Below are 23,841 nucleotides of genomic sequence, written 5' to 3'. Positions count from 1 at the left end.
CCCTCGCACAAGGGTCGCGGCGCCGCAGGGAGGTCAGCGCTCGACCTCGCCCCTGATGAACTTCTCGACGTACTCGCGCGCCTCGTCGTCGGAGTACTGCTCCGGCGGCGACTTCATGAAGTAGGACGACGCCGACAGGATCGGCCCGCCGATGCCCCGGTCGAGGGCGATCTTGGCGGCCCGCACGGCGTCGATGATGATGCCGGCCGAGTTCGGCGAGTCCCACACCTCGAGCTTGTACTCCAGGTTGAGCGGCGTGTCACCGAACGAGCGCCCCTCCAGGCGGACGTAGGCCCACTTGCGGTCGTCGAGCCACGGCACGTGGTCGGACGGGCCGATGTGCACGTCGGCCTTGCCCATCTCGTGCGGGATCTGCGAGGTGACCGACTGCGTCTTGGAGATCTTCTTCGACTGGAGGCGGGTGCGCTCCAGCATGTTCATGAAGTCCATGTTGCCGCCGAAGTTGAGCTGGTACGTGCGCAGCAGCTCGACCCCGCGGTCCTCGAACAGCTTGGCCAGCACGCGGTGCGTGATGGTGGCGCCCACCTGCGACTTGATGTCGTCGCCCACGATCGGCACGCCCGCCTCGGTGAACTTCTCGGCCCACACGGGGTCGGAGGCGATGAAGACCGGCAGCGCGTTCACGAACGCCACCTTGGCCTCGATGGCGCACTGCGCGTAGAAGCGGTCGGCCTCCTCCGAGCCCACCGGCAGGTACGACACCAGCACGTCCACCTCGTTGTCACGCAACACCTGGACCACGTCCACGGGGTCCTCGTCGGACTCCTCGATGATCTCGCGGTAGTACTCGCCAAGGCCGTCGAAGGTGTGCCCACGCTGCACGGTGACCCCGGTCGGGGGCACGTCGCAGATCTTGATCGTGTTGTTCTCGCTGGCGACGATCGCCTCCGAGAGGTCGCGGCCGACCTTCTTGGCGTCCACGTCGAACGCGGCGACGAACTCGACGTCGCCCACGTGGTAATCGCCGAACTTCACGTGCATCAGGCCAGGGACCCGTACGTCGGGATCCGCGTCCCTGTAGTAGTGAACGCCCTGGACCAGCGACGACGCGCAGTTGCCGACACCGACAATGGCGACGCGAACCGAACCCATCGCACTCGCTCCCTTACTCATCAGTTGACGTGGTATCTCTCTCGGGCCTGTCCTCGGACGAGGCCCGACGCTCAGTTGCGATCAGCTCGTTCAGCCAGCGCACCTCGCGCTCGACGGACTCGAGCCCGTGGCGCTGCAGCTCGAGCGTGTAGCTGTCGAGCCGCTCCCTGGTTCGTGCCAGCGCGGTGCGCACCGCGTCGAGCCGCTCCTCGAGCCGGCTGCGGCGGCCTTCGAGGATGCGCAGGCGCACCTCGGCCTCCGTGTGCCGGAAGAACGCGAAGTGCACGCCGAAGCTCTCGTCCTCCCAGGCGGACGGGCCCGCCTGGGTGAGCAGCTCCTGCAGCCTTTCCTTGCCCTCGGCGGTCAGCTTGTAGACGATCTTGGACCGGCCGCCGACGATCGTGGACGGGGCCGGCTGCTCCTCGGCGATGAGGCCCTGAGCCAGCAGCGATCGCAGACAGGGGTACAGCGACCCGTAGGAGAACGCACGGAACATCCCCAGCAAGGCGTTGAGCCGTTTGCGCAGCTCGTAGCCATGGAGCGGCGTCTCGTGCAGCGACCCGAGCACGGCCAGCTCCAGAACCCTGCCCTGTCCGCTGGCCACTGGAACCGCCCCCTCTCGCGTCGATGTATCGAGCCGATACATCCTGAGGATACGTCGAGGCGCTATATGGCCGCAATCTGCGAATCCGGCAAGTCGTTGGGATCAACCTCCGAAACGCCGTAGTCTGGCGCTCATGTGGTCACAGAGAAGGGTGGTGGATTACGGCCTGGCGAAAAGGGCGGTGGTCCGCTCCCTGCGGGCGGGGCGATCGTCGCGCCGCGACGTCTGTGACGCACAGCCCTACCTCCTTCGCGCGGCCCGCCACTTCGGCGAGCCGACCGAACGCCTCTGCCCGGTCTGCGAACAGGAGAACGTCACCAACGTGACCTATGTCTACGGCGACGCCCTCGGGCGGCATGCCGGTCAGGCAAAGGTCACATCAGAACTCGTCGCCATGGCTCATGATTACGATGAGTTCCGGGTGTACGTTGTCGAGGTCTGCCAAGGTTGTTCCTGGAATCACCTGACGGTTTCGTACGTCCTCGGGAACGGACCGCCTGACCTCGTCGATCAAGCGTGAAGACCGAGGGCGGCGAGCAGCCTCACGCCCGACCGCCGTTTATGTTCCGACGACGATGCGAGGACGTGTGAGTAACAGCATGAATGAGGGGACGGCACGCCCGGGGAGGCGCCGTCGCTCCAGCTCATCCCGTTCTGTGCCCCAGGGTTCTCCTCCTCAAACCGGCGATCCGGCTTGGGGCGCGGCTCAGCCGCCGCGTCGTCCTGAAGCCGCATACGAGCAGACCGGCGCCATGGCGGCGCAGCCGTACGACGAGCCGCCGCCACGCCGCCGCGCGCGTGCCGAGCATCCGCAGGAGCGCGGCGACCAACCGCCGCGCGAGCGGCGAACCGCCGCATACCCGCAGGAGCGCGGCGACCAGCCACCGCGCGAGCGGCGAACCGCCGCGTACCCGCAGGAGCGCGGCGACCAGCCGCCGTCGCGCTCCCACGCCCGCCCCGACACGCGCGCGGTGAGCAATCAGGAGACGATCGTCAGCGACGCGCCGCGCCGCTCGCGCCGGCGCGGCTCAGGCCCGCCGTCAGAACCGCCGGAACCGCCGGTCAAACGAGGCGGTGGCGGCGGCGGCTGGCGCAGGTTCCTGCCGAGCTGGAAGATCGTCGTGGCCGGTGTCGTGGTGCTCGCGGCCGGCCTGTTCGGCATGATCATGGTCGCGTACGCCAACACGCCCGTCCCGACCGAGGCCCAGGCCGAGGCGCTGGCCGAGCAGAGCACCATCTACTACCGCGACGGCAAGACCCCGATCGCCACGCTCGGCTTCAAGCGCGAGAGCGTGCCGATCACCGCGATGGCCGACAGCGTGAAGGACGCCGCCGTCGCGATCGAGAACGACACGTTCTACGAAGACTCCGGCATCTCCATCTCCGGCATGGCCCGCTCGGTCTGGATGACCGCGACCGGCCAGCAGCTCCAGGGCGCCTCGACCATCACCCAGCAGATGGCCCGTAACTACTACGACGGCCTCAGCCAGGAAGTGTCGATCAAGCGCAAGGTCATGGAGATCTTCGTCGCGGTCAAGCTCGATGACGAGCTGACCAAGGACCAGATCCTCGCGAACTACCTCAACACCATCAACTTCGGCCGCGCGTACGGCGTCGAGGCCGCGGCCAAGGCGTACTTCCCCGGCAAGAACGTCCACGCGAAGAACCTCACTCCCGAGCAGGGCGCCTACCTCGCCGCGCGCATCCAGCAGCCCAACTGGGACCACGACTCGCCCGCGCTGAAGGATCGCTGGAAGACCGTCGTCGACTACATGGCGAGGCAGTGGCCCGACAAGTACGGCGACCTGCCGAAGACCGCGAAGTTCCCCAAGACCAAGGCGAGCGCGACCGACAACGAGCTGGGCGGGCTCAGGGGCTACATGGTCGAGCAGGTGCTGCAGGAGCTCGAGGGCCGCGGCCTGACCCGCGACAAGGTCAGGAGCGGCGGCTACAAGATCATCTCCACCTTCGACCGCAAGATGATGCAGTACGCGAAGACCGCGGTCAAGGAGACGATGAAGGCCTACAACATGTCCACGGAGTACCACGCCGGCCTGGCCGCCGTGGACCCGAGGAACGGACGGGTGCTCGCCTTCTACGGCGGCGACAACTATCTCAACGACCCGTGGAACGAGCCCTTCCAGTCCACCAAGCAGGCCGCTTCGGCGTTCAAGCCGTACGTGCTGGCCGCCTGGCTGCAGGCCGGCTACTCGCTCAAGAGCTACGTGCCGGGCAACGAGACCGTGCCGAAGGAGCTGCCGGGCCAGCAGAAGGGCGGCATCAGGAACAGCCACAACGTGGGCGTCGCCGTCGACGTGGTCAAGGCCACGGCGCAGTCGGTGAACACCGCGTTCGTGTCGATGGCCTACGCGCTGCCCAACCAGCTCGACGACGTCAAGAACCTGGTCGAGGAGGCCGGCTTCAACCAGAAGCGCATGGAGGAGGACGTCAAGGAGCACTACTACCAGTTCGCCATCGGCAGCGCCCTGGTGACGCCGGTGGAGCAGGCGGCCGGCTACTCGATCTTCGCCAACGGCGGCAAGTACACCCGCTACCACGTCGTACGCCAGGTCAAGGCGCGTGACGGCCGGGTGGTCTACCCCGAGATGGCGGCCGCCAAGCGAGTCATCGACGAGGGGGTGGCCGCGGACTCGACGATCGCCATGCAGGAGGTGCTCAAGTCGGGCACCGCGGCGGGCAAGGGCCTCGGCTCCCGTCCGGCGGCCGGCAAGACCGGCACCAACAACGACGAGAAGGAAGCCTGGTTCGTCGGCTACACGCCGCAGATCTCCACGGCGGTCGGCTTCTACCGCGAGCAGTGCGTGACGAAGACCGGCAAGGTCGTCCCGCCCGAGCACTCCAACTGCCCGGTGTTCCGCAAGGGCAGCAAGAAGTACGGCCCGAACAACCCCTACACCACGGTCAGGGAGGTCTCCCTGGGCTTCGAGGGCGCGGGCCCGCCCACGATCGTCTGGCAGAGGTTCATGCAGCTCGCCCACGAGGGCATGCCGGTCGAGCAGTTCCCCGACCGGGCCGAGGTCGGCACGGCGGAGAACATCGTGCCGAGCCCGACGCCCACGCCGACCCCGACGCCCGAAGCCGACGACAACCCGCTCGGCACCGGCGACCCGTTCGACCAGGGTGACGACTGCTTCATCAACTGCGACAACGACGACCCCGGCATTCCCGAGGGTGACGTGAACGACGACGCCGGCACCGAGACCGACCAGCTCGGCCTGCCGGACAGCGACGTGGACGTCGCGGGAGGCGGATCGGCGCCCAACGCCAGACCCAGCGGCAGCCGGCCGATGCCAGGCAGGCCCGAGGATCAGTGACGGAACCAGTGACGAGCACCGAGGCACGCGCCCCCTGGGTGGCGCGTGCCGTGCCGTATCTGCCCCTGGGGCTCATCGCGGCCCTGGGGGCGAGCCTCGCGTACGTGGTGCGGCTGCCGTGCCGTACCGGCGGGTGGAACGACCAGGTCACCACGTACACGAACTTCTGCTACACCGACATCTACCCCCTCTACTTCGACCGCGCCCTCGACACCCAGAACCCCTACTTCGCGGCGGTGCCGTTCGACAAGCAGGTCGAGTACCCGGTGGTGCTGGGCGAGGTCATGCAGGTGTTCGCCTGGATCGCCCGCGCGCTCAGCCCCGACAAGGTCGTGCAGGCGGTGCGCTTCTACGACCTGACGGTGATCCTGCTCGGCCTCTGCCTGGTGGCCGGGGTGCTGCTGATGGCCGCGGTGGCCGGCCCCGCCAGGCGCTGGGACCCCCTCTGGTACGCGATCTCGCCGGCCGTCGTGCTGGCCGCGTACATCAACTGGGACCTCGTCGCCGGCGCGCTGTCCATGGGCATGCTGCTGGCCTGGAAGCGCGAGCGGCAGGTGGCCGCGGGCGTGCTGCTCGGCCTCGCGATCGCGACCAAGTTCTATCCGCTGATGTTCGTCGGCGCGCTGTTCCTGCTGACCTGGCGCACCGGGCGGTGGCGGCCGTTCCTCGAGACGATGGGCGCCGCGGTGGCGGCGTGGATCCTCGTCAACGTGCCGTTCATGGTCTTCGCGTGGGACGGCTGGCGCCGCTTCTACGTCTTCTCCCAGGAGCGCGGCGTCGACTGGGGCTCGCCCTGGCTGTTCTTCCAGAACAAGGGCTGGCCGATACTCGGCGAGAGCGACGTCAGCACGCTCGGCATCGTGGCGCTGGCCATCATGTGCCTCGGCATCGCGGTGCTGACGCTGGGCGCGCCGCAGCGGCCCCGGCTGGCGCAGATCTGCTTCCTCGCGCTGGCCGCGTTCATGATGACGAACAAGGTGTGGTCGCCGCAGTTCGTGCTGTGGCTGGTGCCGTTCGCGGTGCTGGCCAGGCCCAACTGGAAGCCGCTCGCGCTGTGGCAGCTCGCCGAGGTGTGGTACTTCGTCGCGATCTGGCTCTACCTGCTCTCGCAGCCGCCGCTGGAGCGCGACGACCTGGGCATCGGCGACGACACCTACTTCACCGCCGTCTGGGGACGGATCATCACGATCGGCATCATGATGGCGTTCGTGGTGCGCGACATCCTGCGGCCCGAGAAGGATCTCGTCCGCGCGGCCGGCGTCGACGACCAGACGGGCGGCGTGTTCGACGGCGCCCCTGACCGGTTCACGCTGCCGTCGCTGACCAGATGATCACCCGCTCGGCCACCCGGGACGCGCTGCTGCTCTGGTTCGGCTCGCGTGCCGGGTTGCTGGTCGCCACCCTGCTCGGCGTGACACTGGCCGGCTACCCGCACCGGTGGAGGAAGTGGGACAGCACGCTGTTCGTCACGATCGCCGAGTACGGCTACGACGGCGAGCCAGGACAGCCCGCCGACGACGGCCTGCCGGCGTTCTTCCCCGGGCTGCCGCTCGCGCTGCGCCTGGTGCACCTGGTCGTCCCCGACTGGGCGGCGGCCGGGCTGCTGGTCTCGCTGGTCTCCGGCGCGGTCGCCATGGTGGCGCTGGCCCGGCTGGCCGAGACCGAGGGCGCCCACGGGTGGGCGGCGGTGCTGGGGCTGCTGGCCTTCCCCATGGCGGTGTTCCTGGCCGCGGGCTACAGCGAGTCGCTCTTCCTCGCCTTCGCGATCCCCGCGTGGCTGGCCGCCAGGCAGGGACGCTGGTCGCTCGCGGTGGTGCTGGCCGCGGGGGCGTCGTGCGTGCGGATCACCGGGTTGTTCCTGGCCGCCGCGCTGCTCGTGGAGTTCGTCGTGCGCAGGGAGCCGGTGCGGCGGGCCGGGTGGCTGGTGGTGCCTTTTCTGCCGCTGGTGGCGTACGCGTTCTACCACTTCCGCAGGACCGGCGACTGGCTGGCGTGGAAGCACGCGCAGGAGGCCGGGTGGGGGCGCGACTTCGCCTGGCCGTGGGAGGCGTGGCGGACGACCTGGCGCTCGGCGATGGGCTCCGACGACTTCGCGGTGGCGTTCAGGATGGAGATCGCCGGCGCCGTGGTGGTCGTGGCGGCGCTCGTCTGGCTGCTGGTGCTGCGGCGGTGGAGCGAGGCCGTCTACACGGGCCTGCAGGCGGCGGCACTGATGACGTCGGCCTATTACCTGTCGATCCCGCGCTCGCTGCTGCTGTGGTTTCCGCTGTGGGTGCTGGTGGCGCGGGTGGCGACCAGGCGGCCGTGGCTTTTCGTGCTCTATCTGCTGATCTCGGGTCCGTTGATGCTGGTCAACACGGCCCGGTTCCTCAGCGGCGCCTGGGCGGGCTGATCTTTCTACCCGCTTTCTTCTCTTGGTAATCCAGGGAAGTTATCCACAGGCTGTGTGTAAACGCTAGAGGTTCTTCCTCAGGAACGCGATGTCGTCCGCCTGGCCCGCGCCCGGCGTCTCCACCACGATCGGCGCGTCCGCCGCCCGGCACACCGCGAGGATCAGCTCGGGGCCGATCTTCCCCTGGCCGAGGTTCGCGTGCCGGTCGGCGCCCGAGTCGAACTCGTCGCGCGAGTCGTTGCAGTGGACGAGGTCGATGCGGCCGGTGATGGCCTTGACCCGCTCGACCAGGTCGATCAGCTCTTCCCCGCCCGCGTGGGCGTGGCAGGTGTCGAGGCAGAAGCCCACGTCGAACCCGTCGAGCGCGTCCCACAGCCGCGCGATGCGGTCGAGCTTGCGAGCCATCGCGTTGCCGCCGCCCGCGGTGTTCTCGATCAGCACCGGGATCGGGCACTCCATGCGCTCGAACACCTTGCGCCAGTTGTCGAAGCCGGTCTGCGGGTCGTCGCTCTTGTTGACGTGGCCGCCGTGCACGACCAGCCCCTTGGCGCCCAGCCCCGCCGCCGCCTTGAGGTGCTGCTCCAGCAGCTTGCGGCTGGGGATCCTGATGCGGTTGTTGGTGGTCGCCACATTGATCAGGTAGGGGGCGTGGATGTAGACGTCGACGCCCTCGACCGGCTTGTCCGGCAGCACTGGCTTGGCGTATCCCTGCGGATCACCGAGGAAGAACTGCACCACCTCGGCCCCCACCTCGGCGCCCCTGGCGGCGGGGTCGTCCTGGTCGACATGAGCTCCGATTCGCACCATGCAGGTAAGGCTATCCGCCGCCCGAGCAGAGTACGGCCGGGTTTGCCCGGCAGGCTCGAGGGCAGTCGGGAGGCGCCCCCTACCCGAGGAGAAACCGCCATGAGCCGCTGGCGCTTACGGGCGCTGATCGTTCTGGTCTACGTCGTCGTCGGCATCTACGTCGCCTGGGTCTACGACTACATCACGCCGGGACTGCTCAGGGATCTCGCGGAGGCGCTGCTCGCGGTGTTCCTGTGGTTCCTGGTCCTGCTCGGCATCGACCTGCACATCGGGTGATCCACATATACAACGGCCCCGGACCATGCGCCGGGGCCGTCGCTCATGCGCGGGGGGATCACGGGTGCGGGAGGAAACCGCCGTGCGCGATGCCGAGCGCGGCCCCCACGAACGACCCGACCAGGCCCACCACGTTGAGCGAGCGCTGCGGCGTGGTCGCCGAGATGTACTGCGAATAGAGACCCACGCCGAAGCCGAGCGTGCCGACCCACGACGCGATCATGTGCGCCGAGGTCCAGAAGGTCGCGACGAACGCCACCACCCCGCAGACGAGCGTGATGACGGCCAGGGCGTTCTCGACCCGGTGCGGGCGTCCGTCGGTGTTGAGCGTGAACCTGAACCGCTCCCTCTCGGAGGGCTGAAGCACATGTGGCACAGCCACCACCCCCTTGGTTTCCTAAAGGCCTTCCCACCTACCTGTGGCTGGTAACCTGGGGCACGCTGCGTTGTGATGGGTGATCCATCGCCCCGGGGTGCCGAAAGGGGCCCGCCCGGGTTCAAGCGTCAGCGTCCTCCTGTCACGGCAGAGTGTCGTGACCGCAAGAGTCCAGAGGAGGTTGGAGTCCGCATGCGTCGTTACGAAGTAATGGTCATCCTGGACCCTTCGCTCGATGAGCGCACCGTCGCTCCGTCCCTCGACCAGTTCCTCACCGTCGTCCGCAACGACGGCGGCACGGTCGAGAAGGTCGACGTCTGGGGCCGTCGCCGGCTCGCCTACGACATCGACAAGAAGTCCGAGGGCATCTACGCCGTCATCGACCTGTCCGCGGAGCCCGCGACGGTCAAGGAGCTCGACCGCCAGATGAACCTCAACGAGGGCATTCTGCGCACCAAGGTCCTGCGTCCGGACGTGCACTAACCTCCGGCTTTTGTCGGGGAAGCCCCGTACTCTGAGCCGTAACCCAAGCGAAGGCGTGCAGGAAGGCGAGCGCTAGCCATGGCAGCAGGCGACACCGTAATCACCATCGTCGGCAACCTGGTCGACGACCCGGAGCTGCGCTTCACCCCGACGGGGCAAGCGGTGGCTCGATTCCGCATCGCGTCCACTCCGCGGTACATGGATCGACAGACCAACGAGTGGAAAGACGGCGAAAGCCTCTTCCTGACCTGCAACGTCTGGCGGCAGGCGGCGGAGAACGCCGCCGAGAGCCTCCAGCGCGGCATGCGGGTCATCGTGCAGGGGCGGCTCAAGCAACGGTCTTACGAGACCAAGGAAGGCGAGAAGCGCACGGTCTACGAGGTCGAGGTCGACGAGGTCGGCCCGTCCCTGCGTAACGCGACCGCCAAGGTCAACCGCACCTCCCGTCAGGGTGGCGGCGGCGGCTTCGGCGGCGGTCCCGCCGACGATCCGTGGGCCTCCGCGACGCCCGCCCCGCCTCAGGGCGGCGGCTTCCAGGGCGGCGGCGGTGGCGGCGGCTTCGGTGGCGGCGGCCAGCAGGGCGGCGGCGGCTTCGGCGGCGGCAACGACTTCAGCGACGAACCGCCTTTCTAAATCCTGTCCACAAGCCCGAGTCCATTCCCGCTCTGACGGCGGGGCTCTGAAAGGAGCACCACGATGGCAAAGCCGGCACTGCGCAAGCCGAAGAAGAAGGTTTGCCTGTTCTGCCACGACAAGATCTCCTACGTCGACTACAAGGACACGGCCCTGCTGCGGAAGTTCATCTCCGACCGCGGCAAGATCCGTGCGCGCCGGGTGACGGGCAACTGCACCCAGCACCAGCGCGACGTGGCGACGGCGATCAAGAATGCCCGTGAGGTGGCCCTGCTGCCTTACACGAGCACGGCGCGCTAAGGGAGGTTCGTCGACATGAAGCTCATCCTCACCAACGAGGTCTCCGGCCTCGGCACCCCCGGCGACGTCGTCGAGGTCAAGGACGGCTACGGCCGTAACTACCTCATCCCGCGCGGCTACGCCATGCGCTGGACGCGCGGCGCCGAGAAGCAGATCGAGACCATCCGCAAGGCGCGCGACGCCCGCGAGATCCGTGACCTCGGCACCGCCAAGGAGGTCGCGGGCCAGCTGGGCGCCCTGCGCGTGCGGCTGACCACCCGCGCGGGCGAGTCGGGCCGGCTGTTCGGCTCGATCACCACGGGCGACATCGCCGACGCCGTCAAGGCCGCCGGCGGGCCGCTCCTCGACCGGCGGCGCATCGAGATCGTCAACCCGATCAAGAGCGTCGGCTCCCACCGGGTGACCGTCAAGCTCCACCCGGAGGTCTCCGCCTCGGTCGACGTCGAGGTCGTCGCAGGCTGACCTCAGCAGCAGCGGGCCCCCTCTTCGAGGGGGCCTTCTGTATGTCCAGGCTGAGGCACCCTGGCGGCATATTCCCGACATCATCCGCGTAGAATCGCCTCGTTCTTTCGCACGTTCCCCCTGGAGGCAGAGGCCATGGCCCGTCCCTCGATGCTGCTCGCCATCGGAGCCCTGGCGGTGGCGAGCGTCGCCTGCGCACCGGTCGACGACCCGGCGAGCACCGCGGCCGCTCCCACCACCTCCACCGCGTGCACGAAGGACCAGCTCAAGCTGATCACACCGGGCAAGCTCACCATCGGCACCGACAAGCCCGCCTACGAGCCGTGGTTCAAGGACGACGACCCGAGCAACGGGCAGGGCTTCGAGAGCGCGGTCGCGTTCGCGGTGGCGGGGGAACTGGGCTTCGACCGCAGCGAGGTGCAGTGGACGACGGTGAAGTTCGACGTCGCGTTCGCACCGGGTGACAAGAAGTTCGACTTCGACATCAACCAGGTCTCGATCACCCCGGCACGGGCCAAGGCGGTCGACTTCAGCAACGGCTACTACACGGTCAAGCAGGCCGTGGTGGCGGCCGAGGGCGGCAAGTTCGCGGGCGTGAAGAGCCTGGCCGAGCTGAAGGACGCGAAGATCGGCGTACAGGCCGGGACGACCTCGTTCAACGCGGTCAGGGAGGTCATCAAGCCGTCGTCCGACCCCCACGTCTACAACGACCAGATCGACGTCGTGAACGCGCTGAAGAACAAGCAGATCGACGCGGCGGTGGTGGACCTGCCGACGGCCTTCTACGTGACCGCCGCGCAGGTCGAGAACTCCACGATCGTCGGCCAGTTCAGCTCGACCGGCGGCACGCCTGAGGAGTTCGGACTGGTCATGGGCAAGGGCAGCCCGATCAAGCCGTGCGTGGACAAGGCCGTCGACGCGCTGAAGTCCAAGGGCGAGCTGGCCAAGATCGAGGAACAGTGGCTGGGATCGGCGGCGGGCGCGCCCGAGCTGAAATGAGCGAGTGGGTCAAGTCGGAGCGGCAGGTCGAGCGGGAGCGCGTCCGCAGGTCGCGGGGCCGCCGCTCGGCCTCGATCGCGACGGCCTCGACGGTCGTCTTCCTCGTCCTCGTCGTCTGGGGCGTCACCAGCTCGCCGGGCTGGCCGGCGGTGCGCGCGACGTTCTTCGACGGTGAGCAGTTCGTCGCCGCGCTGCCCGACGTGCTGAGCGGGTTCCTCCTCAACATCAAGATCTTCCTGATCGCCGAGGTGCTCGTCCTGGTGATCGGGCTGCTGGTGGCGCTGGCCAGGGGCATCACCGCGCCGGCGTTCTTCCCGATCAGGGCGCTCGCGACGCTCTACACCGACCTGTTCAGAGGCGTGCCGACGATCCTGGTCATCTACCTGGTCGGTTTCGGGCTGCCCGCGCTGCGGCTGCAGGGCATCCCGTCCGACCTCGCGACGCTGGGCATCATCGCGCTGACGCTCTCGTACGGCGCGTACGTCGCCGAGGTGTTCAGGGCGGGCATCGAGTCCGTGCACCCCAGCCAGATCGCGGCGGCGCGGTCGCTCGGGCTCAGCCACGTCAAGACCATGAGGTACGTGGTCGTGCCGCAGGCCGTGCGCCGGGTCGTACCGCCGCTGCTGAACGACTTCGCCTCGCTGCAGAAGGACACGGCGCTGGTGGCCACGATCGGGCCGCTCGAGGCGCTCAGGCAGGCGTACATCCACACCGCCGACACCTTCAACTACACCCCCTACCTTGCGGCGGCGCTGCTGTTCATCCTGCTCACCATCCCGATGGCCAGGCTCACCGACCACCTGGCCGCACGCACCCGCAGGAGGCGCGGCGCATGAGCGTCCTGACCATCGAGGGCGTGTGGAAGAACTTCCACGGCCACAGCGTGCTGCGCGGCATCGACCTGGACGTGGCCCCGCACGAGGTGGTGAGCCTCATCGGCGCGTCCGGGTCCGGCAAGTCCACGCTGCTGCGCTGCGTCAACCTGCTGGAGCCGGTGGACGACGGCGCCATCTACCTCGACGGCGACGAGATCACCGACCCCAGGGTGAACGTCGACCAGGTGCGCAAGCGGCTCGGCATCGTCTTCCAGGCGTTCAACCTGTTCCCGCACATGACCGTGCTGGACAACATCACGCTCGCGCCCCGCCAGGTGCACGGTGTGGCCAGGGCGCAGGCGGAGGAGCAGGCGCACGAGCTGCTCACCACGTTCGGGCTGGCCGACAAGGTGCGGGCCTACCCCGACCAGCTCTCCGGCGGCCAGCAGCAGCGCGTGGCCATCATCAGGGCGCTGGCCACGCAGCCCAGGCTGATGCTGCTCGACGAGGTGACCTCGGCGCTCGACCCGCAGCTCGTGGTGGAGGTGCTGGGGATCATCAGGGAGCTCAAGGGGTCGGGCATGACGATGATCCTGACCACGCACGAGATGAGCTTCTGCCGGGACATCTCCGACACCGTGTGCTTCCTGGACGGCGGTGTGCTCGTCGAGAAGGGCCCGCCGGAGAAGATCTTCAGCGAGCCCGAGCATCCCCGCACGCGCGAGTTCCTGCGCAGCGTGCTGGACTCGGGCCGGCTCTAGCGAGCCGAGGCGATCACGCCACGCGCACGCCGAGCCGGGCGAGTGCGGCGGCGGCCGGGCTGCCCGGCTGTGCGGTGTACATCACCAGGTGCAGGTCGGTGCCGCCGCCCTCGCCGCCGTGGACGCCGGTCTCGGCGCCGGCCGCGACGTCGGAGTCAGCACGGCGGTGCTGGACCTGACCGGCCGGCCGTCCCGCTCCTTCGACGCGTTCGTCCGCGACCACGTGCGGGAGTGGCTGCCCTAGCGGCGGTGCCGGCCGCCGTGGGCGGGCCGTGCCGGTTCGGTACGCGGGCGGGCGAGGAGGCTGTGGCGGCGGCCGTACACGAGGTAGACGAGCAGGCCGAAGGCCATCCACAGGACGAACCACGCCCAGGTGAGCAGCCGCAGGTTGATCATCAGCCAGAACGTGGCGACCAGCGACAGCGCGGGCAGCAGCGGCGAGAGCGGCACCCGGAAGCCGCGCTCCAGATCGGGCATGCGGCGCCGCATCACGATCACGCCGGCCGCCACGAACGCGAAGGCGAACAACGTCCCGATCACCACCAGCTCCCGCAGCGGCACCACGGGGACGAACTCCGCCAGCACGATCGCCACGGCCCCGATCACCAGCGTCACCCGCGTCGGCGTGTGGTAGCGGCGGCTGACCGTGGCCAGCCCGCGCGGGATCAGCCCGTCGCGCGCCATCGAGAACAGCACCCGCGTCTGCCCCACGATCAGCACCAGGATCACGGTGGTGAGCCCGAGCACCGCGCCGACGTCGATGACGTGCGCCATCCACCCGAGGTCGGCCGCCTGAAAAGCGCTGGCCAGCGGCGCCTGCTCGGAGATCCGCGGGTACGGGACCATGCCGACCATGACCAGGCCCACCGCGATGTAGATGACGGTGGCGATCACCAGGCTGCGGATCATCCCCTTGGGGATGGCCCTGCGGGCGTTCACGGTCTCCTCGGCCGAGGTCGCGACGATGTCGAACCCGATGTACGCGAACGCGATCGCCGAGGCCGCCGCGAAGATGCCGAACCAGCCGAACGCCTGCCCCTCCCCGATGAGCGTCTCCAGCACGGTCGCGGGCGGGGTGTCCAGCGGCTGCGGCGGGACGAAGAAGTCGCCGAAGTTGGCCGCGTCGATGTGCGGCAGGCCGACGACGATGACCGCGCCGACGGCCAGCAGCTTGGCCGACACCATGATCCACAGGGCCCGCAGCCCGACCCTGGCGCCGAGCGAGACGATGCCGGTGAGCAGCACGAGGATGACGAGCACGAGGAAGTCCTGGGCCAGCCGCTCGTTCGGCACGCGTACCCCGAAGTTGGCGAGCGCGCCGACCGTGATCGCGCCCCACGCCCTGGCCACCAGCGCGGCGGCGAACTGCAGCTCAAGGATCAGCGCCCAGCCGATGATCCACGCCCAGACCTCGCCGAAGATGACGTACGTGAAGGTGTAGGCGCTGCCCGAGGTCGGCATCGTGGACGCCAGCTCCGCGTAGCACAGGCAGGCCAGCAGGCACGCGATGCCGGCGATCATGAAGGACAGGATCACACCTGGGCCCGCCGTGGTGGCGGCCTGCTCGCCGGCGATGCTGAAGATGCCGGCGCCGATCATCACGCCGAGTCCGAGCACCACCAGATCGGCCGGCCGGTAGACCTCGGCCAGACTGTGCCGGGCGCCTGTACGCAGCCCGGTGGCCTCTGAAGGCGGCAGTCTTCGCAGAATCGTGGACAAAGCACACCCCGCTCAGGGAACGCGCCCACTCTGTCCCACCTCTTGGACAACGGCAAGCACAATACGGTTACGCGCCGGTCACCAGCCAAGCGGTGCCGGCGGCGCGGCGTACGAGGGTGACCAGGCGTGCCACCATCCACACGCCGAGCGCACACCACAGGGCGACCACGCCGAGCCCGGACGCGAGCAGGGCGGCCGGCAGGTACGCGAGCGTCGTCCACACCCCGGCCCACGCCAGGTAACGCTGGTCGCCGGCGCCGATGAGCACCCCGTCGAGCACGAACACGATCCCGCAGATCGGCTGGAAGAGCGCCACCGGCCACAGCAGGTCGAGCAGCATCCCGGCCACCGCGGGATCGGCGTCGAACAGGCCGGGCACCAGCGGCCTGGCCGCCAGCACCAGCAGGCCGAGCAGCGCGCCCGACCACAGGCCCCACGTGACCATGCGGCGGGTGGCGTCCCTGGTGGCGGGCACGTCGCCGGCGCCGAGCGAGCGTCCTGTGATGGCCTGGCCGGCGATCGCGATGGCGTCGAGTGCGAAGGCGAGCAGCGTCCAGACCTGCGTGGCCAGCGCGTACGCGGCCAGCTCCGCCTCGCCCATCCTGGTGGCGATCGCGGTGGCGGCCAGCAGGACGATGCGGAGGCACAGGGTGCGGACGAACAGGGCGATGCCCGCCGTACCGGCTTGTCTGACGCCGTACAGGGAGGGGGTGAGCGGGGTTCCGTGCCGGCGCGCGCCGCGCGCGACGACGACCAGGTAGACGGCGGCCCCCAGGGTCTGCGCGATCACCGTGCCCCACGCCGATCCCGCGATGCCCCAGCCGAGCCCCAGCACGAACCAGGCGTTCAGCGCGGCGTTCGCGGCGAACGACCCGACCGCCACCGCCAGCGGCGTCACGGTGTCCTGCAGCCCGCGCAGCACGCCGGTGCCGGCCAGCACGACCAGCATCCCGGGCGTGCCGAGCAGGCTGATCCGCAGGTACGTCACCGCCTGCCCGGCCTGCGTGCCGCTCGCGCCGAGCCAGCCCACGACCTCCGGCGCCAGCGGCCAGCCCACCGCGATCAGCGCCACGCCGAGGCCGATGGCCAGCCAGATGCCGTCCACGCCGCTGCGCATGGCCCGGCCGTGCTCGCCCGCGCCGGTCTGCCGCGCGACCTGCGCGGTGGTGCCGTACGCGAGGAAGACGCAGAGGTTCACCAGTGTCGTCAGGACCGTGCCCGCCACGCCCAGAGCGCCGACCGCCGTGGTGCCGAGCCCATGCCCGACGATGGCGTAGTCGGCGAGCAGGAACAGCGGCTCGGCCACGAGCGCCCCGAACGCGGGCACGGCAAGCCGCAGAATCTCCCGGTCTCTGGATGTAATGGGCATTTGTCCATTATGGACATTACACGGCGTGTCACGCCAACTTTCTTTCCTCCACAACCGGTGGATACCGTTCGCCCTGCTCAGCCGAGCTTCGGCGGATATCAGAAAGAGTTATCCCCAGCCCCGTCCACAGGCCGTTCACACCCTCGGGGCACTCGTGCACAGGTTGACCACAGGGTTGTCCACAGGCCACGTTGCCGAGTGGCCAGGACTCCGCGAAACTGTCACACCGGTCGACTACAAGTGGGGGTGGTGCGACCACCTGCGAGGTGCACGAGGGGGCGCGGTGAGCATTGACCAAGAGGCCGTCGGCAGTCCGGGGTTCGAGCGCACCCCTCCGCACAACATCGAGGCGGAGCAGTCGGTCCTCGGCGGCATGCTGCTGTCGAAGGACGCCATCGCCGACGTCGTCGAGATCCTGCGCTCCGACGACTTCTACCGCCCCGCCCACCAGATGGTCTACGACGTCATCACCGACCTCTACGGCAGGGGCGAGCCGGCCGACGCCGTCACCGTCTTCGACGAGCTGCAAAAGCGCGGCGAGATGGCCCGCGTGGGCGGCGCCGCCTACCTCCACACGCTGACCGCCGTCGTCCCCACCGCCGCCAACGCCGGCTACTACGCCAAGATCGTCCGCGAGCAGGCCATCCTGCGCCGCCTCATCGAGGCCGGCACCCGCATCGTCTCCTTCGGCTACGGCGGCCAGAACGAAGAGGTCGACGAGCTGGTCGACCGCGCCCAGGCGGAGATCTACCAGGTCACCGAGCGCCGCACGTCCGAAGACTACGCGCCGCTCGCCGACATCATGCCCGGCGCGCTCGACGAGCTCGAGGCCATCGGCAGCCGCGGCGGCCAGATGGTCGGCGTCCCCACCGGCTTCGCCGACCTCGACCAGCTCACCAACGGCCTGCACCCAGGCCAGATGATCGTCGTGGCCGCGCGTCCCGCCATCGGCAAGGCCCTCGCGCTCGACACCCCGCTGCCCACGCCCGCCGGCTGGACGACGATGGGCGAGGTCCGGGTGGGCGACCTGCTCATCGGCGCCGACGGCCGGCCCACCCGCGTGGTCGCGGCCACCGAGGTGCTGCGGGGGCGGCCCTGCTACGAGGTGGAGTTCGCCGACGGCACGGTGATCGTGGCCGACGCCCGTCACCAGTGGCTCACCAGGCACGACGGGGGAGAGGCGCGGGTCCGTACGACGGAAGAGCTCGCCCGAGGCCACACGATCACCAACACAAGCCCCCTGGCCCTCCCCGAGCGCGACCTCCCTGAGCCCCCCTACAAGCTGGGCACCCGCCTGGCTACCGGCGCGCGTATCCCCACGGCCTACCTGCGCGCCTCCGAAGACCAGCGCAGGGCTCTCCTGGCGGGTCTGCTCGACACGGCAGCCACCATCGACGCCGCAGGAACGGTACACCTCGACCTCACGGACCCCGGCCTGGCCGAAGAGGTCTGCGAGCTGATCCACAGCCTCGGCCACACGGCGGCCGGCTGCGGGACAGCGGTCACGTTCACCCCGCCCGACAAGGTCTTCCGGCGCCGCACCGACGCCAACGCCCGCATCGACACCGCCGCCCCCCTCCACCGCACGATCACGGAGGTCCGCCCGGTGCCCTCGGTGCCGGTGCGCTGCGTGGAGGTGGACAACGCCGACCACCTCTACCTCGCCGGCCGCACCCTGGTCCCCACCCACAACTCCACGCTCGGCCTCGACTTCGCCAGGTCGGCGGCGATCCGGCACGGCATGACCACGGTCATCTTCTCCCTGGAGATGTCCCGCAACGAGATCACCATGCGCCTGCTGTCCGCCGAGGCCCGCGTGGCCCTCCACCACATGCGCTCCGGCATGATGGGCGACGACGACTGGACCCGCCTGGCCCGCCGCATGAGCGAGGTGGCCGAGGCCCCGCTGTTCATCGACGACTCGCCCAACATGTCGATGATGGAGATCCGCGCCAAGTGCCGCCGCCTCAAGCAGCGCAACGACCTGCGCTTCGTGGTCATCGACTACCTCCAGCTGATGAGCTCCCCGAAGAAGGTCGAAAGCCGCCAGAACGAGGTCTCGGAGATCTCCCGAGCCATCAAGCTCCTGGCGAAGGAGCTGGAGGTCCCGGTGATCGCAATCTCCCAGCTCAACCGCGGCCCGGAACAACGCACCGATAAGCGCCCACAAGTGAGCGATCTACGTGAATCAGGAAGTATCGAGCAAGATGCCGACATGGTCATCCTTTTGCACCGGGAGGATGCCTACGAGCCGGAGTCGCCTCGGGCCGGTGAGGCGGACCTGATCGTGGCCAAGCACCGTAACGGCCCCACGGCCACCGTGACGGTCGCCTTCCAGGGTCACTACAGCCGGTTCGTGGACATGGCCCAGCACTGAGCCGGCCGCTCGGAAGCGGGGACGCCTCCCACCGATGAGTTCTGTGCGCGTCCGTGGTCGATACGGGTGAATCGAACAGGGTGGGAAGCGCATGGAGGTAGTGATGAGCGTCGGCGGCTCCGAGCAGGGTCCCAGGGTGCTGGTGGCGGGGGCGAGTGTCGCGGGGCCGGCGCTGGCCCACTGGCTGCGCCGGCGGGGGGCCGAGGTGACCGTCGTGGAGCGGGCTCCTGAGCTGCGTCCCGGCGGGCAGGCGGTGGACGCGCGCGGCGTCGCCAAGGAGGTCATCGGCCGCATGGGGCTGGCCGCGGCGGTGCGCGCGGCCCGTACCGACACCGCGGGCGCGTACATCGTGGACGCGGACGGGAACGTGCTGGAGACCCACCGCGCGGACGACCACGGCGGCGACGGATTCATCGCGGACATCGAGATCCTGCGCGGGGACCTGTCCCGCGTGCTCTACGACGACACCAGGGACGGCGTCGAGTACGTCTTCGGCGACCGGATCGCCGAGCTCGCCCAAGATGCGGACGGGGTCGACGTGGTCTTCGAGGGCGGCGACCGGCGGCGTTTCGACCTGGTGATCGGGGCCGACGGGCTGCACTCGCAGTTGCGCGCGATCGTGTTCGGGCCGCGCGAGCAGTTCGTCCACCACCTCGGGCTCGTGCTGGCCTTCTACAGCGTGCCCAACGAGTTCGGCGTGGACCGGTGGATGATCGACCACCAGGAGGGCGGACGGTCCGCCGGCCTGCGGCCCGTCCCTGACGCCACCCGGGCGATGGCCATGTTCTCCTTCCCCGCGGCCGACTTCGACGTCGATCACCGCGACGTCGCGACGCAGAAGCGCCTGCTGCGCGAGCGGATGGACGGTTTCGGCTGGCTGACCCGGCGCATGCTGGCCCACGTGGACGACGCGCCTGACTTCTATCTGGACCAGGTCGCTCAGGTGGTGATGGACCGCTGGTCGAGCGGGCGGGTGGGGCTGCTCGGGGACGCGGCGTTCTGCGCGTCGCCGATGTCGGGGGCGGGCACCGGGCTGGCCTTGGTGGGCGCCTACCTGCTGGCCGGAGAGCTGGCCGCCGCCGACTGGGAGCCGAAGGCCGGGTTCGCGGGTTACGAGACGAGGATGCGCCCGTACGTGGAGGCCAACCAGGAGATGGGCCGGCTGCACGTCCACAGCCTCGGGGACGCCGGGCCGAGCCCCGATTTCTCCGGCGCCTGGTTCGCCGACCTGATCGAGCGCGCGATCAACGGCGTCGACCTTCCCGACTACGGTGCTGTGACCTAACAGACAAGTCGCCACGGAATGGCGGGTGATCGGCTCAGTGCTCTACGAGAGGACTGAAGCGAAGGGAAACGCCATGACCATCCTCGTCGCCTACGACGGCTCGGCCGACGCGCGCGCCGCGATCGAGTTCGCCGCCAAGCACCTCACGGCCGAGCCCGCGGTCATCGTCACGGTCTGGGAGCCGCTGCTCGTCCAGCTCAAGAAGTATCCGCTGGCCGCCGGAGCCATCGACCCGGGCACCGAGGACGAGGCGCACGCCCAGGCGGAGCAGCACGCCAAGGAGGGCGCTGAGCTGGCCGTCGCGTCGGGGCTTTCCGAGGTGACCTACCGGGCGGTGGCCGACAACGAGTCGATCTGGAAGACGATCGTGGACGTGGCCGACGAGGTCGACGCCTCGCTGATCGTGACCGGCTCGCGGGGGCTGGCCGGCGTACGGTCGGTGCTGCTCGGCAGCGTCTCCAACCACGTGCTGCACCACGCCCACCGCCCGACCCTCATCGTCCCGCCCGCGCCCAAGAACTGAGGGTCAGGACGCGCAGCACTGCTGGGGCGGGCACAGGCGGGTGTCGATGCGGCGCGCGCCTGGCCCCTCCTCGCCCAGCCGGTCGTACGGGTTCGCGACGGGGCACCGGTCGAGCGACAGGCAGCCGCACCCGATGCAGTCGGTGAGGTCGTCACGCAGCCGCTGCAACTGCTCGATCCGGTCGTCCAGCTCGCCGCGCCAGGCCGCCGACAGCCGGGCCCAGTCCTCGCGGGTGGGGGTGCGCTCGTCGGGGAGTTCGCTGAGGGCGTCCTTGATGACCTTGAGGGGGATGCCGATGCGCTGCGCCAGCCTGATGAAGGCGACCCTGCGCAGGCTGTCGCGGGAGTAGCGGCGCTGGTTGCCCGCCGTACGCCGGCTGGTGAGCAGGCCCTTGGCCTCGTAGAAGTGCAGGGCGGAGACGGCGACGCCGCTGCGCTCGGCGAGCTGCCCGACGGTGAGCTCCTTGGTGTTCCAGGCGACCTTCGTCATACCTCGACATTACTTCAGGATCGTAGGGTGGTCGCCATGACGGACACGATCCCCACTGAGTTCGAGGTCCTCGACGAGCGCATGGCCGCGATCGGCGGCGACACCACGATCGAGATCTTGTATACCGGCACCCGCTGGGGCGAGGGGCCGGTCTACTTCCCGGCCGGCCGGTTCCTGGTCTGGAGCGACATCCCGAACGAGCGCATGCTCCGCTGGGACGAGACGACCGGCGCGGTGGGCCCGTTCCGCCTGCCGTCCGGCTACGTCAACGGCAACACCCTCGACCGCGAGGGCCGGCTGATCTCCTGCGAGCAGGGCCCGCGCCGGGTCATCCGCACCGAGCACGACGGCTCCATCACGGTGATCGCCGACCGGTGGCAGGGCAGGCGCTTCAACAGCCCCAACGACGTCGTCGTACGCTCCGACGGCTCCATCTGGTTCACCGACCCCCCGTACGGGATCCTCAGCGACTACGAGGGCGTGGCCGCCGAGCAGGAGATCGACGGCTGCCACGTCTACCGCGCCGACCCGGTGACGGGCGAGGTGCGGCGGGTGGCCGACGACTTCGACCGCCCCAACGGCCTGGCGTTCTCGCTGGACGAGCGGCACCTCTACGTGGCCGACACGCGGGCCAGGCACATCCGCGTGTTCGAGGTCCAGGACGACGGCAGCCTCGCCGACGGCGAGGTGTTCGCGACGGGCGGCGAGCCGGACGCGTACGACGGCCTGCGCCTCGACGACAAGGGCCGGGTGTGGGCCGCGGCCGGCAAGGCCCTGCTCTGCTACGACCCCGACGGCACGTTGCTCGGCCGCCTGCGCCTGCCCGAGCCGACCGCGAACCTGGTGTTCGGCGGCCCCAAGCGCAACCGGCTGTTCATCGCGTCCGCGACCTCGCTGTACTCCCTGCTGACCAACGTCACAGGAGCGCGCCCGGTGTGGGCCACCGGGCGCTGACTCCCCCCGCCGCGCCCCCGCGACGGCGGGGTGCGCGGCTCACTCCCATCGGAAGAGCCGTACGGCGAGACCGCCGAAGACGACCAGCCCTGCCGTCACCACCACCAGGTGGAGGACCTGCGGCGGGTGCCCGGCCCAGGTGTCCCTGAGCGCCGCGGCGAACGGCCCGGCCACCGAGTAGTCACTGATCGTCCGCAGCACGTCCGGCATGACGTCGCGCGGCACCCACATCCCGGCGAGGAACATCAGCGGGAACATCACCGCGGACCCGATGCCGGGCGCGACCTTGGCGTTCGGCGCCAGGGAGGCGATGACCAGCCCCATGGCGAGCAGCGCCGCGGTGCCGAGCAGGAACACCAGCACGAACCAGGCGAGCTGCCGCGGCGGCGCCGAGCCGAACACCACCGTCCCCGCGACGATCAGCAGCGTCGTGGTGACCGCGCCGATGCCCAGGTTGATCAGCAGCTGCACCCCCAGCATCCGCCCAGGGCCGACCGGGGTGGTGGACATCCGCCTGAGCACCCCCTGCTCCCGGTACGTGGACAGCGTCGCGGGCAGCACGCTGCAGGCCAGCGTCAGCAGCGCGAGCAGCACCATCATGCTCGGCCACTGCGCGTCCACGTACCGCTCACCGCCGGCGCCCGCCTCGGTGAAGAACGGGATGCTGAGCCCCAGCACGACCAGCAGCCCGAGCGGCAGCCCGATGGTGAAGAACAGCAGCGGCCACTCCCTCAGGTGCAGCCTGATCTCCGTGACGAGCAGCTTCATGACAGCTTCCTTCCGGTCAGCGCGAGGAACGCGTCGTCCAGCGTGGCCTGCTCGATGCGCAGGTCTCCCGGGACGATCTGGTGGTGGGCCAGGGCGAGGGTGACGGCGGGCGCGAGGTTGCCCGAGCCGCTGACGATGACGTGTTCGCCGCTCCTCGTGACCTCGCGCACCTCGGGCAGCGCCAGCAGGACGGCGTCGTCCACCGGCGCGGACGGGCGGAAGCGCAGCCGCTGGTCGCCGCCCACCTGGGCGATGAGCCCCTCGGGAGTGTCGGTGGCGACGACGCGGCCGCCGTCGATGAGGGCGAGACGGTCGCAGAGCCGCTCGGCCTCCTCCATGAAGTGGGTGACCAGCACGATGGTCACGCCGGATGCGCGTACCTGCTCGATCAGCTCCCAGGTGTCCCTGCGGGCCTGCGGGTCGAGCCCGGTGGTCAGCTCGTCGAGCACGGCCACGCGTGGCCTGCCCACCAGGGCCAGCGCCACGGAGAGCCGCTGCCGTTGCCCGCCCGACAAGTTCCTGAACTTGGTCTCGCGCTTTCCGCCGAGTCCCACCCGGTCGATCAGCTCGTGCCAGTCGGCGGGGTCGGGGTAGAAGGAGGCGTACAGGTCGAGCGCCTCACGTACTTTGATCTTCTCCGGCAGCGCGGCGCTCTGGAGCTGCATGCCGATCACCCGGCGCAGCTCGTCGCGGTCGGTCGCCGGGTCGAGGCCGGCCACGCGAACGCTACCGCCGTCGCGCTGCCGCAGACCGGCGACGCACTCGACGGTCGTCGTCTTGCCGGCCCCGTTGGGGCCGAGGATGCCGAAGATCTCGCCCTCCGCCACCTCGAACGACACGTCGTCCACCGCGAGGTGATCGGGGTACTGCTTGCGCAGGTTCCTGACCTCGATGATTTTCATGGCATTGACGCTAGGGACGCGGATGACAAGGCGGAATCTCGCTAGATGCCCGGCAAGGGTGTACTTAGGTGCAGTGACCTCACCCCTCCTGGTGGCGCA

26 protein-coding genes are annotated in these 23,841 nt (G+C 69.5%); 16 read left to right on the top strand and 10 right to left on the bottom strand.

What is annotated here, in order from left to right; translation table 11 throughout:
* Window positions 1–33: 33 nt before the first annotated feature.
* Window positions 34–1,113, bottom strand: coding sequence for an inositol-3-phosphate synthase (locus AB0K18_RS22135; RefSeq protein WP_364916999.1), 1,080 nt, complete (start codon window positions 1,111–1,113; stop codon window positions 34–36).
* Between the two features lie 13 nt (window positions 1,114–1,126).
* Window positions 1,127–1,717, bottom strand: coding sequence for a PadR family transcriptional regulator (locus AB0K18_RS22130; protein WP_345393111.1), 591 nt, complete (start codon window positions 1,715–1,717; stop codon window positions 1,127–1,129).
* Between the two features lie 133 nt (window positions 1,718–1,850).
* Between AB0K18_RS22130 and AB0K18_RS22125 the strand changes: the two genes are divergently transcribed.
* The 4 genes from AB0K18_RS22125 (at window position 1,851) to AB0K18_RS22110 (ending at window position 7,444) form a co-directional block, all read left to right on the top strand.
* On the top strand, window positions 1,851–2,237 hold the full coding sequence (locus tag AB0K18_RS22125; protein ID WP_345393108.1) for a DUF5318 family protein: 387 nt from the start codon (window positions 1,851–1,853) through the stop codon (window positions 2,235–2,237).
* Between the two features lie 232 nt (window positions 2,238–2,469).
* Window positions 2,470–5,052: a transglycosylase domain-containing protein gene (locus AB0K18_RS22120; protein ID WP_364916996.1), complete on the top strand. Its 2,583-nt coding sequence runs from the start codon at window positions 2,470–2,472 to the stop codon at window positions 5,050–5,052.
* Window positions 5,049–6,383, top strand: coding sequence for a glycosyltransferase 87 family protein (locus AB0K18_RS22115; protein ID WP_364916993.1), 1,335 nt, complete (start codon window positions 5,049–5,051; stop codon window positions 6,381–6,383). The genes AB0K18_RS22120 and AB0K18_RS22115 overlap by 4 nt, the downstream gene beginning before the upstream one ends.
* Window positions 6,380–7,444 carry a mannosyltransferase family protein gene (locus AB0K18_RS22110; protein WP_364916990.1) on the top strand — a complete coding sequence of 355 codons (1,065 nt, stop codon included), beginning with the start codon at window positions 6,380–6,382 and terminating at the stop codon, window positions 7,442–7,444. Before AB0K18_RS22115 ends, AB0K18_RS22110 begins: the two co-directional genes overlap by 4 nt.
* 63 nt (window positions 7,445–7,507) lie before the next feature.
* On the opposite strand, the gene AB0K18_RS22105 is transcribed toward AB0K18_RS22110, so the two are convergent.
* Entirely contained in the window at window positions 7,508–8,251 is a 744-nt protein-coding gene (locus tag AB0K18_RS22105; RefSeq protein ID WP_364916987.1) for a deoxyribonuclease IV, read from the bottom strand.
* A 99-nt stretch (window positions 8,252–8,350) separates the two neighbouring features.
* On the opposite strand from AB0K18_RS22105, the gene AB0K18_RS22100 reads away from it, so the two are divergent.
* Window positions 8,351–8,527, top strand: coding sequence for a hypothetical protein (locus AB0K18_RS22100; protein WP_345393090.1), 177 nt, complete (start codon window positions 8,351–8,353; stop codon window positions 8,525–8,527).
* A 58-nt stretch (window positions 8,528–8,585) separates the two neighbouring features.
* Here AB0K18_RS22100 and AB0K18_RS22095 read toward each other — a convergent pair whose 3' ends face one another.
* The gene (locus AB0K18_RS22095; protein ID WP_364916984.1) at window positions 8,586–8,903 is read right to left on the bottom strand and encodes a hypothetical protein; all 318 of its coding nucleotides are present in this window, start codon (window positions 8,901–8,903) and stop codon (window positions 8,586–8,588) included.
* A 192-nt stretch (window positions 8,904–9,095) separates the two neighbouring features.
* On the opposite strand from AB0K18_RS22095, the gene rpsF reads away from it, so the two are divergent.
* From rpsF to AB0K18_RS22060, 7 genes are all read left to right on the top strand, one after another.
* Window positions 9,096–9,386 carry a 30S ribosomal protein S6 gene (gene rpsF, locus AB0K18_RS22090; RefSeq protein WP_026214314.1) on the top strand — a complete coding sequence of 97 codons (291 nt, stop codon included), beginning with the start codon at window positions 9,096–9,098 and terminating at the stop codon, window positions 9,384–9,386.
* 78 nt (window positions 9,387–9,464) lie between these two features.
* Window positions 9,465–10,019 (top strand): single-stranded DNA-binding protein, encoded by a 555-nt coding sequence (locus AB0K18_RS22085; RefSeq protein WP_364916981.1) that lies wholly within the window; start codon window positions 9,465–9,467, stop codon window positions 10,017–10,019.
* Window positions 10,020–10,082: 63 nt separating this feature from the next.
* Complete coding sequence (rpsR, locus tag AB0K18_RS22080; protein WP_020543048.1) at window positions 10,083–10,319, top strand: 30S ribosomal protein S18; 237 nt, start codon at window positions 10,083–10,085, stop codon at window positions 10,317–10,319.
* Between the two features lie 15 nt (window positions 10,320–10,334).
* On the top strand, window positions 10,335–10,781 hold the full coding sequence (gene rplI / locus AB0K18_RS22075; RefSeq protein WP_364916979.1) for a 50S ribosomal protein L9: 447 nt from the start codon (window positions 10,335–10,337) through the stop codon (window positions 10,779–10,781).
* 135 nt (window positions 10,782–10,916) lie between these two features.
* A complete protein-coding gene (locus AB0K18_RS22070; protein WP_364916976.1) occupies window positions 10,917–11,780 on the top strand; it encodes an ABC transporter substrate-binding protein in 864 nt (287 codons plus the stop codon).
* Window positions 11,777–12,616, top strand: coding sequence for an amino acid ABC transporter permease (locus AB0K18_RS22065; protein WP_364916973.1), 840 nt, complete (start codon window positions 11,777–11,779; stop codon window positions 12,614–12,616). Before AB0K18_RS22070 ends, AB0K18_RS22065 begins: the two co-directional genes overlap by 4 nt.
* Entirely contained in the window at window positions 12,613–13,356 is a 744-nt protein-coding gene (locus AB0K18_RS22060) for an amino acid ABC transporter ATP-binding protein (RefSeq protein WP_364916970.1), read from the top strand. The genes AB0K18_RS22065 and AB0K18_RS22060 overlap by 4 nt, the downstream gene beginning before the upstream one ends.
* A gap of 13 nt (window positions 13,357–13,369) precedes the next feature.
* Here AB0K18_RS22060 and AB0K18_RS22055 read toward each other — a convergent pair whose 3' ends face one another.
* From AB0K18_RS22055 to AB0K18_RS22045, 3 genes are all read right to left on the bottom strand, one after another.
* A complete protein-coding gene (locus tag AB0K18_RS22055; RefSeq protein ID WP_364916967.1) occupies window positions 13,370–13,579 on the bottom strand; it encodes a hypothetical protein in 210 nt (69 codons plus the stop codon).
* Window positions 13,580–13,596: 17 nt separating this feature from the next.
* Complete coding sequence (locus AB0K18_RS22050; RefSeq protein WP_364916964.1) at window positions 13,597–15,075, bottom strand: amino acid permease; 1,479 nt, start codon at window positions 15,073–15,075, stop codon at window positions 13,597–13,599.
* 67 nt (window positions 15,076–15,142) lie between these two features.
* Window positions 15,143–16,444: an MATE family efflux transporter gene (locus AB0K18_RS22045; RefSeq protein WP_364916961.1), complete on the bottom strand. Its 1,302-nt coding sequence runs from the start codon at window positions 16,442–16,444 to the stop codon at window positions 15,143–15,145.
* Window positions 16,445–16,787: 343 nt separating this feature from the next.
* On the opposite strand from AB0K18_RS22045, the gene dnaB reads away from it, so the two are divergent.
* The 3 genes from dnaB (at window position 16,788) to AB0K18_RS22030 (ending at window position 20,629) form a co-directional block, all read left to right on the top strand.
* Complete coding sequence (gene dnaB, locus AB0K18_RS22040) at window positions 16,788–18,821, top strand: replicative DNA helicase (protein WP_364917154.1); 2,034 nt, start codon at window positions 16,788–16,790, stop codon at window positions 18,819–18,821.
* Window positions 18,822–18,912: 91 nt separating this feature from the next.
* Entirely contained in the window at window positions 18,913–20,106 is a 1,194-nt protein-coding gene (locus tag AB0K18_RS22035) for an FAD-dependent monooxygenase (RefSeq protein WP_364916958.1), read from the top strand.
* A 73-nt stretch (window positions 20,107–20,179) separates the two neighbouring features.
* Window positions 20,180–20,629: a universal stress protein gene (locus AB0K18_RS22030; RefSeq protein WP_364916956.1), complete on the top strand. Its 450-nt coding sequence runs from the start codon at window positions 20,180–20,182 to the stop codon at window positions 20,627–20,629.
* A gap of 3 nt (window positions 20,630–20,632) precedes the next feature.
* Here the strand turns inward: AB0K18_RS22030 and soxR are convergent, their stop codons facing one another.
* Complete coding sequence (gene soxR / locus AB0K18_RS22025; RefSeq protein WP_364916953.1) at window positions 20,633–21,118, bottom strand: redox-sensitive transcriptional activator SoxR; 486 nt, start codon at window positions 21,116–21,118, stop codon at window positions 20,633–20,635.
* Between the two features lie 36 nt (window positions 21,119–21,154).
* Here soxR and AB0K18_RS22020 point away from each other — a divergent pair, with 36 nt between their 5' ends.
* Window positions 21,155–22,072 carry an SMP-30/gluconolactonase/LRE family protein gene (locus AB0K18_RS22020; RefSeq protein ID WP_364916950.1) on the top strand — a complete coding sequence of 306 codons (918 nt, stop codon included), beginning with the start codon at window positions 21,155–21,157 and terminating at the stop codon, window positions 22,070–22,072.
* A gap of 39 nt (window positions 22,073–22,111) precedes the next feature.
* Here the strand turns inward: AB0K18_RS22020 and AB0K18_RS22015 are convergent, their stop codons facing one another.
* Window positions 22,112–22,840, bottom strand: a complete 729-nt coding sequence (locus AB0K18_RS22015) for an ABC transporter permease (RefSeq protein ID WP_364916948.1) — start codon at window positions 22,838–22,840, stop codon at window positions 22,112–22,114.
* A complete protein-coding gene (locus AB0K18_RS22010; protein WP_364916945.1) occupies window positions 22,837–23,742 on the bottom strand; it encodes an ABC transporter ATP-binding protein in 906 nt (301 codons plus the stop codon). Before AB0K18_RS22010 ends, AB0K18_RS22015 begins: the two co-directional genes overlap by 4 nt.
* Window positions 23,743–23,841 lie beyond the last annotated feature (99 nt).

The sequence above is a fragment of the Nonomuraea sp. NPDC049421 genome (assembly GCF_040677005.1).
Classification (GTDB): Bacteria; Actinomycetota; Actinomycetes; order Streptosporangiales; family Streptosporangiaceae; genus Nonomuraea; species Nonomuraea salmonea.
Note: the sequence above shows the minus strand (reverse complement) of the source record. Positions and strands in the feature narration are given on the sequence as shown.

What these genes read in the sequence shown, in the direction of transcription:
- AB0K18_RS22135 (WP_364916999.1), bottom strand. Translation starts at nt 1,113, where the DNA reads ATGGGTTCGGTTCGCGTCGCCATTGTCGGTGTCGGCAACTGCGCGTCG.
- AB0K18_RS22125 (WP_345393108.1), top strand. Translation starts at nt 1,851, where the DNA reads ATGTGGTCACAGAGAAGGGTGGTGGATTACGGCCTGGCGAAAAGGGCG.
- AB0K18_RS22120 (WP_364916996.1), top strand. Translation starts at nt 2,470, where the DNA reads ATGGCGGCGCAGCCGTACGACGAGCCGCCGCCACGCCGCCGCGCGCGT.
- AB0K18_RS22110 (WP_364916990.1), top strand. Translation starts at nt 6,380, where the DNA reads ATGATCACCCGCTCGGCCACCCGGGACGCGCTGCTGCTCTGGTTCGGC.
- AB0K18_RS22105 (WP_364916987.1), bottom strand. Translation starts at nt 8,251, where the DNA reads ATGGTGCGAATCGGAGCTCATGTCGACCAGGACGACCCCGCCGCCAGG.
- AB0K18_RS22100 (WP_345393090.1), top strand. Translation starts at nt 8,351, where the DNA reads ATGAGCCGCTGGCGCTTACGGGCGCTGATCGTTCTGGTCTACGTCGTC.
- rpsF (WP_026214314.1), top strand. Translation starts at nt 9,096, where the DNA reads ATGCGTCGTTACGAAGTAATGGTCATCCTGGACCCTTCGCTCGATGAG.
- AB0K18_RS22085 (WP_364916981.1), top strand. Translation starts at nt 9,465, where the DNA reads ATGGCAGCAGGCGACACCGTAATCACCATCGTCGGCAACCTGGTCGAC.
- rpsR (WP_020543048.1), top strand. Translation starts at nt 10,083, where the DNA reads ATGGCAAAGCCGGCACTGCGCAAGCCGAAGAAGAAGGTTTGCCTGTTC.
- rplI (WP_364916979.1), top strand. Translation starts at nt 10,335, where the DNA reads ATGAAGCTCATCCTCACCAACGAGGTCTCCGGCCTCGGCACCCCCGGC.
- AB0K18_RS22070 (WP_364916976.1), top strand. Translation starts at nt 10,917, where the DNA reads ATGGCCCGTCCCTCGATGCTGCTCGCCATCGGAGCCCTGGCGGTGGCG.
- AB0K18_RS22065 (WP_364916973.1), top strand. Translation starts at nt 11,777, where the DNA reads ATGAGCGAGTGGGTCAAGTCGGAGCGGCAGGTCGAGCGGGAGCGCGTC.
- AB0K18_RS22060 (WP_364916970.1), top strand. Translation starts at nt 12,613, where the DNA reads ATGAGCGTCCTGACCATCGAGGGCGTGTGGAAGAACTTCCACGGCCAC.
- AB0K18_RS22045 (WP_364916961.1), bottom strand. Translation starts at nt 16,444, where the DNA reads ATGCCCATTACATCCAGAGACCGGGAGATTCTGCGGCTTGCCGTGCCC.
- AB0K18_RS22035 (WP_364916958.1), top strand. Translation starts at nt 18,913, where the DNA reads ATGGAGGTAGTGATGAGCGTCGGCGGCTCCGAGCAGGGTCCCAGGGTG.
- AB0K18_RS22030 (WP_364916956.1), top strand. Translation starts at nt 20,180, where the DNA reads ATGACCATCCTCGTCGCCTACGACGGCTCGGCCGACGCGCGCGCCGCG.
- soxR (WP_364916953.1), bottom strand. Translation starts at nt 21,118, where the DNA reads ATGACGAAGGTCGCCTGGAACACCAAGGAGCTCACCGTCGGGCAGCTC.
- AB0K18_RS22020 (WP_364916950.1), top strand. Translation starts at nt 21,155, where the DNA reads ATGACGGACACGATCCCCACTGAGTTCGAGGTCCTCGACGAGCGCATG.
- AB0K18_RS22015 (WP_364916948.1), bottom strand. Translation starts at nt 22,840, where the DNA reads ATGAAGCTGCTCGTCACGGAGATCAGGCTGCACCTGAGGGAGTGGCCG.
- AB0K18_RS22010 (WP_364916945.1), bottom strand. Translation starts at nt 23,742, where the DNA reads ATGAAAATCATCGAGGTCAGGAACCTGCGCAAGCAGTACCCCGATCAC.